Annotated in this window: 7 protein-coding genes; 4 read left to right on the forward strand and 3 right to left on the reverse strand. The window is 72.8% G+C overall.

Going from position 1 to position 10690, the window contains the following annotated elements; genetic code table 11:
- Nucleotides 1-38: 38 nt before the first annotated feature.
- Nucleotides 39-1028 (forward strand): GNAT family N-acetyltransferase, encoded by a 990-nt coding sequence (locus ACWD3D_RS08775; RefSeq protein ID WP_451460195.1) that lies wholly within the window; start codon nt 39-41, stop codon nt 1026-1028.
- A 104-nt stretch (nt 1029-1132) separates the two neighbouring features.
- Nucleotides 1133-1672 carry an O-acetyl-ADP-ribose deacetylase gene (locus ACWD3D_RS08780; protein ID WP_451460196.1) on the forward strand — a complete coding sequence of 180 codons (540 nt, stop codon included), beginning with the start codon at nt 1133-1135 and terminating at the stop codon, nt 1670-1672.
- Nucleotides 1673-2010: 338 nt separating this feature from the next.
- Here the strand turns inward: ACWD3D_RS08780 and ACWD3D_RS08785 are convergent, their stop codons facing one another.
- Both ACWD3D_RS08785 and ACWD3D_RS08790 read right to left on the reverse strand, forming a co-directional pair.
- Nucleotides 2011-3198 carry a low temperature requirement protein A gene (locus ACWD3D_RS08785; protein ID WP_451460197.1) on the reverse strand — a complete coding sequence of 396 codons (1188 nt, stop codon included), beginning with the start codon at nt 3196-3198 and terminating at the stop codon, nt 2011-2013.
- Between the two features lie 227 nt (nt 3199-3425).
- Entirely contained in the window at nt 3426-6833 is a 3408-nt protein-coding gene (locus ACWD3D_RS08790) for an ALF repeat-containing protein (protein ID WP_451460198.1), read from the reverse strand.
- Nucleotides 6834-8274: 1441 nt separating this feature from the next.
- Here ACWD3D_RS08790 and ACWD3D_RS08795 point away from each other — a divergent pair.
- On the forward strand, nt 8275-8967 hold the full coding sequence (locus tag ACWD3D_RS08795; RefSeq protein ID WP_451460199.1) for a hypothetical protein: 693 nt from the start codon (nt 8275-8277) through the stop codon (nt 8965-8967).
- 18 nt (nt 8968-8985) lie between these two features.
- Here ACWD3D_RS08795 and ACWD3D_RS08800 read toward each other — a convergent pair whose 3' ends face one another.
- On the reverse strand, nt 8986-9477 hold the full coding sequence (locus ACWD3D_RS08800) for a MarR family winged helix-turn-helix transcriptional regulator (RefSeq protein WP_451460200.1): 492 nt from the start codon (nt 9475-9477) through the stop codon (nt 8986-8988).
- A gap of 215 nt (nt 9478-9692) precedes the next feature.
- Here ACWD3D_RS08800 and ACWD3D_RS08805 point away from each other — a divergent pair, with 215 nt between their 5' ends.
- On the forward strand, nt 9693-10649 hold the full coding sequence (locus ACWD3D_RS08805; RefSeq protein WP_451460201.1) for a quinone oxidoreductase family protein: 957 nt from the start codon (nt 9693-9695) through the stop codon (nt 10647-10649).
- Nucleotides 10650-10690 lie beyond the last annotated feature (41 nt).

Here is a 10690-nt window from a genome sequence, read left to right on the forward strand (position 1 = left end):
CCGCATCCCCCGCACGCCCCGTTCGACGGAGACCACCCTTGCCGCTGCGCATCACCCCGCTCGCCGAGCCGGAGCACGGATCTTCCGCCCACCGCTCGTCCTCCCACCGTCTCGTCTGGCTGGCGGAGGAGGTGCCCGGCGGCGGTACCGGCCCGGCGGCCGTCGATCCCCCCGCGTACCCGGTGGGGACGGTGTACCTGCGGGTCTTCGCCGCCCCCGGGCGGGACCACCTCGCCGAACTGGACATCGCCGTGCACCCGGCCGCCCGCCGCACCGGCGTCGGGACCCGCCTCCTGGAGGCGGCCCTCGCGGGTGCCCGGGCCGAGGGCCGCCGCACGGTGACGGCCCAGGTGGCGAGGGCGGACGGAACCGACGGGGAGAGCGGCACCGCGTTCCTGACGGCCCGTGGCTTCCGGGTGGTCCTCACCCTGACCTTCGCCCGCCTGGCGACCGCCGACACCGACCCGGCCGCCCTCGCCGCCCTCGCAGCCGAACCGCATCCCGGCTACCGGCTGACCTCGTGGAGCGGCACCGTCCCCGACGACCTGGCCGAGACGTTCGCCGGCTCGCGGCGGGCGATGGACGACATGCCGATGGACGAGATGGACCACGGCGCCGACGTCTGGGACGTGGACCGGGTACGGGCCGCCGCCCGCGCCGTCGAGCAGCGCGGCGAACTGCTGCACACGGTCGCGGCCGTCGACGAGGCGGACGGCACGATCGTCGGCTTCACCGAACTGGTCGTCCCCGGCGACGGCGAGGGCGACGGCCTGCACTACGGCACCGGAGTCCTGCCCGCCCACCGCGGCCACGGCCTGGCGCGCTGGATGAAGGCCGAGTCGATCCGTACCGCCCTGACCACCCACCCCGCCCTCACCGGCCTGATCACGGACACGGCGGACAGCAACGCCCCGATGCGCGCGGTGAACGACGCGCTCGGCTACGTGCCTACGCACCGGTCGGTGTTCCTCCAGTGCGAGTTGGAGGAGGAGTCGGCTGACGCGGCCGGCCTGTACGTGGTGAACTGAGCCCGCGCGTGCGGGGATGGTTCCCTGCGCCTCGCCATGGACCAGGCCGACAGGTGCTCCCCGCGGGGATGGTGCGTTCCGCTCCGGCGCCCGAGGATGGCCCCATGACGACGAAGCCGATCATCACGCTCGTACAGGGCGACATCACCGAACAGCACGCCGATGTCATCGTGAACGCCGCCAACTCCTCGCTTCTGGGCGGGGGTGGGGTGGACGGTGCCATTCATCGCAAGGGTGGCCCGGAGATCCTGGACGCCTGTCGTGATCTGCGTGCCTCGCGTTACGGCAAGGGGCTGCCCACCGGGCAGGCGGTGGCCACGACTGCCGGGCGGTTGTGGGCGAAGCACGTGATCCACACCGTCGGCCCGGTCTGGTCGCGGGAGGAGGACCGTTCCGGGCTGCTGGTGTCCTGCTATCGCGAGTCCCTCGGGGTGGCCGCCGAACTGGGCGCGCACTCCGTGGCGTTCCCGGCGATCTCGACCGGGATCTACGGCTGGCCGATGGACGACGGCGCTCGTCTCGCCCTGCGCACGGTCGGCGAGGAGACCCGACTCCCGGTTGCCGAGGTGCGGTTCGTCCTCTTCGACGAGGACGCGTACGCGTGCTTCGAGCGGGCGCTCGCGGAGTGGGAGCACTCGTCGTAGGACCGGCGCGCCGGGGAGGGTGGCGGGAACCGGCACCCCCGATGGGCGGTACCCAGGTGGGCCCACTCCGTGCCCCCACCTGCGGAGTGAGGGATTCGGCGGCGGGTGTGCGGCGGCGCGTGGGGGCCTCGCTGGTCCTGGCCGGTGCCACCATCGGCGTCCTCTCCCGCCGCCCCTCGTCCCCCGAGGCACGGTCCGCGCCGCCACCTCGGTTCGGGCGTGACCACGGGGCGGCCCCGCGGCGCCCCCGGGCCGTCCGCGAGTACGACGCCACGTCAACACCCACCGGGCAGGCGACTCCGCGCAGTTGACCGGCTGTCCCCTGCCGGGGACGCGCGCTATCGGGTCACCGCCGCTCGCCGCCGCAGGACCGCCGCGTCGGCGGCCACGGTGGCGGCGACGGCCAGGCCCATGCCGAGTACCGCGCCGCCCAGGTCCAGGGCCGGACCGGCGAAGCCGAGCGCGAGGACCACGAGGGCACCGGCCACGACGACCACGGTGTGTTCCACGCCGCCGGTACCGGTCATATGGTGCAGGGCGCCGAGCAGGACGAGGACGACGGCGACCGGTACGGCCACGGCCAGCGAGGCGGTCCGCTCGGACAGGTGCGCGTGGTGCTCGGTGGCGTCCACGGCCGCTTCGAGTCCGGCGCCGAGGGCGGCCAGCGAGGCGAAGACGCCGTAGTGGGCGTATCCCCAGGTCAGGGCGGATCGCAGGGTGGGCAGGCCGATCTCGCCGCCGGTGAAGTACATCCACCACAGGCCGAAGACCAGCAGCAGGCCGCCGATCGCGATCAGCAGGACGGGGGCCGACAGGCCGTGGTCGGACACGGCGGACTGGACCGCCGCGAGCGAGGCGAGGATGACCTCGCCGAGCACGATGATGGTGAACAGTCCGTACCGCTCGGCGATGTGCTCCGGGTGCCAACTGGTGGTGTTGCCGCCGGACTCGGCCCACGCGGGTACGGCGAGTTCGAGCAGTACGAGCAGCACGAACGTGACCGTCTGCCATTCGTCCGGGACCGCCAGCCTGGCCACCCAGCCGATCTGCGCCACGCCGATGCCCGTCGCGTACCGGAGCGCGCACCGGCGGCCCTCCGGGTGCTGCGACGCGGCCCGGAGCCACTGCGCGATCATGGCGACGCGCATGATGACGTAGCCGATGACGACGACCGTGAAGTCCCCGTCCTGGAAGGCGGCGGGCACCCCGGCGGCGAGCACCAGGACGCCCGCCATCTGGAGCAGGGTCACCAGCCGGTACGGCACGTCGTCGGTGTCGTACGCGGAGGCGAACCAGGTGAAGTTCATCCAGGCCCACCAGATGGCGAAGAACACCGCCGCGTAACCGGTCAGCCCGGCACCCACGTGGTTCTCGGCCAGAGCGTGGTGGAGCTGCGAGGCGGCCTGCGAGACCGCGACCACGAAGGTCAGGTCGAAGAGCAGTTCCAGCGGTGTCGACGCCCGGTGCTGCTCCCCGGGGTCCCGTGCCCGCATCGTCCGCAGCAGGGGGACCGTACGCTCAGCCATTTTCCGTCCTTACGCCGCGCGTGTGCCGTGTGACCTGCGCTGTGTACCGGGTGCCCGCACGACTCGTGCCGTGCGGGCTTTCGGGTTCATCCTCGCCCGGCGGGCCCGCGATCCCTTCACGGGGCGCGGGCCGCTCCCCGCGAGGGTGCGGGGAGCGGCGGTCCGAGGTGCAGGCGGGCAGGAGTGCGGCGGGGCGCGGGGCAGGGTTCGCCCCGCGCCAACACGCTTTAGTCCAACCAGCTTCCGAGGCCCCGGGTGATCCCCGAGACGATCTCCGTACCACCCTCGACGAGCTTGCCGACGAGGGGGGACGTCTCCTCGACGACCGCTCCGGCGGCCTTACCGATGCCACCTGCGACGAAGGCCAGGTTGCTCTTGCGCCAGGTGTTGATGAACTCGTCGCTGTGCCAGCCGTGGGCGAATCCGCTGATGGCGACGGCCGTCCCGTCGGCCAGCAGCGAGGCGCCGGCGAAGATACCGGCGAAGGCCTCCGCGCCACCCGCGACCAGCCACACCTCCGGACCGAGGAGCGTCGTGACGGCGCCGGCGGTCACGCACAGGCCGGCACCCACGCTCATCGCGGCACTGAAGCTCTCCAGAGCCTCGACGTACTCGTCCGCGGTCTGCGGATCGCCGCTGCCTCCCTCTTCGCCCCCTTCGAGCGTGTCGTTGGAGGACACGTTGATCACGTCGACCTTGTTGTCGCGGATGTAGACCGCGGACTGGACCGACTGCCGCCCGCTCGCGGCCAACTCCGCCTGGCGCTTCTTGACGGCGGCGGTGAGGGCGTCGTGCGCGGCGTTCGCGGCCGCGTCGGCGTCCTGGCCCGCCTGGGCGGCGGAGGTACGGGCGTTGGCAGCCGATCCCTGCGCGGACGCGGCCGAGGACACCGCGCTGCGGGCCGCGGTGGACGCCTTGTTGGCCGAGTAGTTCGCGGTCCGGGCCGCGGAGCGCGCGGCGGCGGCGGCGGACGCCGCCCTGTCGGCCGCGGCCTGGGCGTTCTGTGCCGACTGCTCGGCGGCGTCGGCCTTGTCGTTCGCTTCCTTGGCGGACGTGGCGGCGTTGGTGGCGGACTGGGCCGCCTGCGTCTTGTACTTCGCGGCGTCCGCGGCCGCGTTCCGGGCCGTCGCCGCGGCCTGCTGCGCGAGCGCGGCCTTCTGCTGCGCCAGGTGGGCGACCTTCGCGGCGGCGGCGATGGCGCCCTGCATGGCGGCGATGTGGGCGGCCGAGTCGTGGTCGAGCTGCGCGCACCGGTGCTGCACCGTGGCCAGGAAGTGCCGGCGTATCCACGCCGGACCCTCCATGGCCGCCTGGGCATAGGCGTTGGTATAGGGGCCCACCGAGCCGAGCAGGGTGGCCGTGGCGAGGTCGTCGTCCTTCATCTGGGCGGCGCTGAAGTGTTCGTTGAAGAAGTCGAACAGGTCCTGGGGCGTGTTGGCCTCCATGGCGTCGCTGGCGGCCTTGGCGACGCTCGGACCCGGCTCGGTACCCAGGACGCGCGCGGCGGCGAGGATGTTGTCCGCGTAGCCGGCCTCCATGATGCCCGTGGTGAGGAACGTGGCAGCCGCGCCCGTCTCGTCGCTCTCCAGGACCGTGGCCGCGGCATCGCTGAGCGCCACGGTGCCGACCTGCGCCACGGCCAGAACCGCTTCACGGTCGTCCTGGTCCTCGGCCAGTTTCCGGCTCACGTCGATCCAGGTGTGGACGTCGGCGTCCCCACCGCTCAGCGCGAAGCGTGCGGCGGCGCGCGACCAGGAGCCGTTGGTGTTCATGACGGCGATGGCCGCCCGGTTTCCGAGAGCGGTGGCCTGGGGCAGGTCGCCCGAGCTCAGAGCCGCCTCGGCCTGGGTGATGAGATCCCGGGTCGCCGCGGAGACCTGCTGCTGTTGCGTCGCACGCGCGCGCATGTCCGCCAGCTGGGCGGCTTCGATCTCGGTGAGCCGAGCGCATTCGGCCATCGCCTGGACCCGTTCGCGGTCGAGTGCGTCCGACTCGGCTTCCCGCGCCGCGGCCTCCACCGCGATGGCCTGGTTGACGGCGTCGGTGGCGGCGTTCGCGGCGGTGGTGGCCGCGGTGGCGTAGATCGAGGACTTGTTGGCGTAGTCGAGGGCCTGGCCGGCGTACTTGGCGGACAGGTCGGCGGCGTCGGCGGCGGCGTCCGCGTGGTCCGCCGCCTTGTTCGCGGCGTCCCGGGCGGTGCGGGCGGCGGACGCCGCGGCGTTGGCGAGCGACTGCGACTTCTCGGCGGCACCGGTGGCGATGGCGGCGTTGCTGTTGGCGATCTGCGCCTGCTGCTGGGCCTCTGCGGCCTCGGCCTTGGCGACGCCGGAGGCGGCGGAGGCCGCCTGGGCGGAGGCGGTCGCCGCTGCGGCTGCCTGAGTCGCGGCACCCGCCGCGGCCTTGCCCGCGTTGGCCGCTATGTCCGCGGCGTCCGCCGCCTTCGAGGCGACGGCCGCCGTGGTGCGTGCGCTGGTGGCCGTGTTGCGGGCCTTGACCGCCGCGGCCTTGGCCTCCGCGGCACGGGAAGCGTCCTTGGAAGCGAGGACCGCGAAGTTGTACGCGTCGGCCGCGGCCGAGCCGGCGACGGCCGCCGCGTGACTCGCGGCCACCGCCGCGTTGGATGCCCGGCGGGAAGCGGTGATCGCGGCGTGGGAGGCGCGGATGGCGACCCGGGAGGCGTCGGCGGCGCCCCGGGCGGCCTGTGCGGCCTTCTTCGCCGCGGTGCCGGCCCTGACGACGTCCTTCCCGGCGGCGGCGGCCTCGGTGGCCGCCGTCTGCGCGGCGGCCTTCGCCTTGTCAGCGGCCTTCACCGCACGGCCGGATGCCTCCACGGCCAGCTTCGACTGGCCGTTCGCGACGCTGCCCTCCTGCTGGGCCGTGCTCACCAGACCGGCGATGGTCGCGGCCTCCTGGTCCCGGGCACGCGCGATGTACTGGCCCGTGTCCAGGAACCACTCGATTTCCTCGGGGGTGCCGTCCATGGCCCGGCTCGCGTACTCGGCGAGCGAGGGGCCGGCTCCCACCGAGAGAGTGGCCGTGGTCAGGTACATGTCCTGGAGGCGGGCGGAGTACTGCCCCGTCGTCAGGAACGTCTCCATGGATTCCGCGGTGGCGGTGTCGAGGGCCTTACTGCCCGCCGCGGCCAGGGTCGTGCCGCCGGCGCCTATCAGCGAGGCGGTCGTGAGGGACAGGTCCTGCAGGTAGGGGGCCTTGTAGCCGCCCTCGAGGTACGCGGCGACGTCGTCGTCGGTGCCGTTGAGCGCGTTCGTTGCCGCGATGCCCATGAACGTGCCGGTGGAAGCCAGCGACGCGGCCACGGCGGTACGGTCGTCGGCCGCGGCCGCCTCGGCCAAACCGCCGGTGAGGAAGCTCTGGACGCTCGCGTCCGAGTCGGTCAGGGCGGTCTCGGCCGCCGCGCGCACGTTGGGCCCACCCAGCAGCCAGGCCCGCACGGCCTTGCCGCGGTCCGTGTCGGGCAGCGAGAGAAGAGGCGATTCCGCCGTCCCGTCGCCTTCGGCGGCGGTCGCGGCGAACGCGGCCGAGGGGTTGAGGACCAGGCTGGAGGTCACGACGCCGGCCGTGGTTCCGAGCAGGGCGCCGAGCAGTCGACGCCTGCTCCAATACGTAGTGTTCACGTGATCCTCCGGATCGGTGCGCGGCGGGCGCACAGCTGTGGCCGGCCGCGCGGATGGTGTCTGGGAACTGGGCAACACGGTTCTTCGGGCGGGCAGCGAGGAGCCCGCAGCCGAGATGTCGCCCGGACCGCGGTCCGGGCGGGCATGCGGTTCGCGGGGCCGGAAGGCAGGTCGGGGAGACGCGACCGGTTCCGGCACGGGGCCCCCTGGCCCGTCGGGGTCAGGTGCCGCGTCGGCGGCCGGTGTACGCCCCTCGCGACGCCCGGCACCTCTCGGCGGGCAGAGGGTGTGGACGAGGCGCCCGCCGGGGGTGGCGCGGTGCTCCGGAGCCGTGCCGGGAGTGCGCTGCCGAGTCCTCTTCCGCCTCGCACCCCCGTGCCGTCGGCGTGAGGGTCGCGTGACACCCGTAAGGGCGAGGTGTGCTCACCCGGCTTCGCTTCGCACGCAACCTCATAAGGCAATCCCCCGTCATGCCGCCCCCCGGCGGTCCGCGCTTAATTTCCTACACCATGGATTGGTGTGGACGCTCGGATTTTTTATGCGCCGGATCATGGAACATCCGAATCCGGGAATCGTCCATCGCGCAAAATGGGGCAGATAGAGAAACGTCGACACCCACTCGCGTGACCTGCGTCACACGGTGGTGGGAATGCGCGGCTCTCGGCCGGTTCTCGGCCGGTTTTCGGATTTCTTCCGGTCGGCGTTTCGGGCGCATCGCGTGTGACGAGGTCCGTCGCGGCGGCCTCGGGCGTGGGCCCGGAGGGGCGTGCACCCTGTCTGAACTGGTGTGATTCCGCGTCGGCGGGTGGCGGTCGTCGATCCGTTCCCGGTCGCCCCGGCCGTATCCCGGTGCTTGTCCGGCCCGGTTCCCGCAGTCCGGAGCGAAGCGGGACATTGCGGTTTGAATCGAGGTTAGACCTCGGGGGTTCCCTGGAAATGGCTGGATCGGTGCGGCGGACAAATCGTGCCGGAGCGAGCTCCCGCGATGCGGGAAAAAGTTCGGGTGAGGGTGCCGGTGATGGCGCGTCCGGTGCCGGAATGGCGACTTCCGAATCAATAGGCCCATTGAATTTCGGTGAACCGGAGGTGAATTAGAGGAGTATCCAGGATTTATCCGGGGGGAAACGGGTTCGAGATTGTGGTGAATACGCCTGGCGTGACCGGGGTGAAGGTGAACCGCGGAAGACTTCGGTCCGGAGGGGTGTCACGTCCGTCCCGGACGCCTCCTGCGCACCGTGGCGCGCGGGCGGCGGCGGCTCGTCGCGGGGTGGCCAAGCCGCGCGGGTGCGGGTGTCCGCCCTGTGCCTGGCGGCTGCCGGGGGTGGCTGGTTGTAGTGGGTGGATGGTGCGTCGGTGACCGACGGGGCGGTCGGACTGGGTAATCTCCCAAGAAATTCTTCGTACGCATGCGCGTCGAACGTTGACACGAAAGACTGGCGCGGTGATCTCTTCCGATGCCCTCGTGCCCGCTGCGGACATCCGTGCCCACTTCGTCGACCGGTTCAACTCGGTGCTGCGGCGACCCGGGATGTGGGGGGACGAGCCGGCCCTTCGGATGATGTGCGAGGACCTCCTCTTCGTGGAGGGCCGGCCGGGGGTGTGGCACCAGCAGCAGGCGGCCTGGGAGGTGTCCGGCGCCTGGTCGGCGACCGGGGCGAAGGGGGCCTTTGCCCGGCATCTGCACCCGGACGGCCCGGCGGACGCCGTGGCCTCTCTCTACGCGGAGTTCGCGCACCGGCAGGGGTGGCTGCGGGCGGTACGGGTGCTGGACGCGGGGGAGTACGCCCGGCTGCGCGCGACGGCGCCGGAGTGGGTGGGCCGGGAGGACCGGGGCTGGTCGGACGTGGCGGCCGAGTTCGGGCCGCCCTCGGTGCGGTTCGGCGGCTCCAGCCCCCGGTACGGCAAGACGCTCGGATACGTCACCGCCGATCCGGCCGACCCGATGGTCAGCTTCCACCTCTGGAACGGCACCCGGCCCGACGCCTTCTGCGACTGGACCGCCGAGCACGCGGAGCCGGTACTCCTCGCCGTGCGTGTCGGTGGGGCCGCCGCCTTCCGCAGGTCGTTCACCTACACGCCGGAGGGCGAGCGGCGACGCTCGTGCTACCGCGAGCTCTCCCGCCAACTGGATTGACGGGAAAGGCCGGTCGGTTCAGGAGTCGGCCGGTGGGGCCACCACGGCGCTCGCCAGCAGGGAGAGTTGGGCGCGCTGCTCGTCGGTGAGGTGCGAGGCCAGGGCGTGGATGCGGCGCTCGGCCTCGACGGTTGCCTCGCGGGCCAGTCGATGCCCCTGTTCGGTCAACGCGACCTGAACGGAACGTCGGTCGTGCGGCGAGGGTGAGCGGCGTACCAGCCCCCGGCGCTCCGCGCGGTCCACCAGGCCGGTCGCGGAGGACTTGTCGAGTCCCAGGTGCCCGGCGAGTTCCCGCATGCCCGGTTCGCGGTCGCGGAGTACGCCGAACATGCGCAACTGCACGATCGACAGGTCGTGCGCGGCCGCGACCTTTCCCAGTGCCGCCTGCACCGCGAAGCTCAGTTGCGCCAGCCCGTCCACGAGTCCCTGGTCGTCGGGGACCGGGGGCGCGGGGTGTGCGGAGGGGGGTGTGCCGGGGCTGCTCGGCCGGGGCGGGGTGGTGTGCGGCATGGGGCCATTGTATTTGACCTAGTACGTGGCACCAACTAATTTGGTTGGTGCCACGTACTAAAGGTGGGTGAGGGTGTGTCCCCGGCGCGGCACGTGCGCGGAACGAGTGCGGCGTGTGCGGGGGACGGCCGCCCGCTCGCCGAGATGCCCCGGCGGGAAGCCCGTGGAGGCCGAAGCGCCGCAACGGGAAGCCCGTGAAAGCCGAAGGAGTCGCCATGCGCGCCGCAGTCGTCCGCTCGTTCGACAGTCCGCCCCGCTACGAGGAGTTCCCGGCCCCGGTGCCGGGTGAGGGGCAGGTCCTCGTCGACGTCCTCGCCTCGGGGCTGCATCCCCGGGTGCGCTCCGGTGCCGACGGCACCCACTACACCAGCGGCGGGCGGCTGCCCATGGTCCCCGGCATCGACGGGGTGGGGCGACTGCCCGACGGCCGTCACGTCTACTTCGTCGCGCACGACGACGCGCCCGGCACCCTGGCCGAACGGGCCGTGCTCGACCCCCGCCGGTCCGTACCCCTCCCCGAGAACGCCGACCCGGTCACCATCGCCGCGGCGATGAACCCCGCGATGTCCTCGTGGGTGGCGCTGCGACGCCGGATCTCCTTCCGTGCCGGTCAGGGCGTGCTGATCCTCGGCGCGACCGGCAACGCCGGGCAGATGGCCGTCCAGGTCGCCCGCCGCCTCGGCGCCGGGGCGGTCGTCGCCGCCGGGCGGAACCCGGAGCGCCTGGAGCGGCTGACCGGCCTCGGCGCCACCCGGACCGTCTCGCTGGCCGGGGACCCCGCCGAGGCGGCGGACCGCCTCGGTGAGGTGGCGGCCGACGTGGACGTGGTCATCGACTACACCTGGGGCAGGCCCACCGAACTGGCGATCCCCGCGCTGCTCACCCGCCGCGCCGAACGCGGCGCACCTCTCGACTGGATACAGGTCGGCTCCACGGCCGGTCCGGACATCACTCTGCCGTCCTTCGTGCTGCGCGCGGCCAACCTGCGGATCATGGGCAGCGGGCAGGGGTCGGTCACCACCGCTGGAATCGTCGCCGAACTCCCCTTCCTGATGGATGAGTTGGCGTCCGGTGCGCTCTCCGTCGCCACCCGGGCGGTGCCGCTGGCCGAGGTCGAGGCCACCTGGACCGAACCCGCCGACCCGGCCCGGCGCGTGGTGTTCACGCCGTAGGGCGCTCGGTAGGGCGCTCGTGCGTCGCGGGCGGGTGCGCG

Source organism: Streptomyces sp. NPDC002690 (genome assembly GCF_053592415.1).

Bases quoted from the DNA above. Each gene is read 5' to 3' on its own strand.
- ACWD3D_RS08780 (WP_451460196.1), top strand. From the start codon at position 1,133: ATGACGACGAAGCCGATCATCACGCTCGTACAGGGCGACATCACCGAA.
- ACWD3D_RS08785 (WP_451460197.1), bottom strand. From the start codon at position 3,198: ATGGCTGAGCGTACGGTCCCCCTGCTGCGGACGATGCGGGCACGGGAC.
- ACWD3D_RS08800 (WP_451460200.1), bottom strand. From the start codon at position 9,477: ATGCCGCACACCACCCCGCCCCGGCCGAGCAGCCCCGGCACACCCCCC.
- ACWD3D_RS08805 (WP_451460201.1), top strand. From the start codon at position 9,693: ATGCGCGCCGCAGTCGTCCGCTCGTTCGACAGTCCGCCCCGCTACGAG.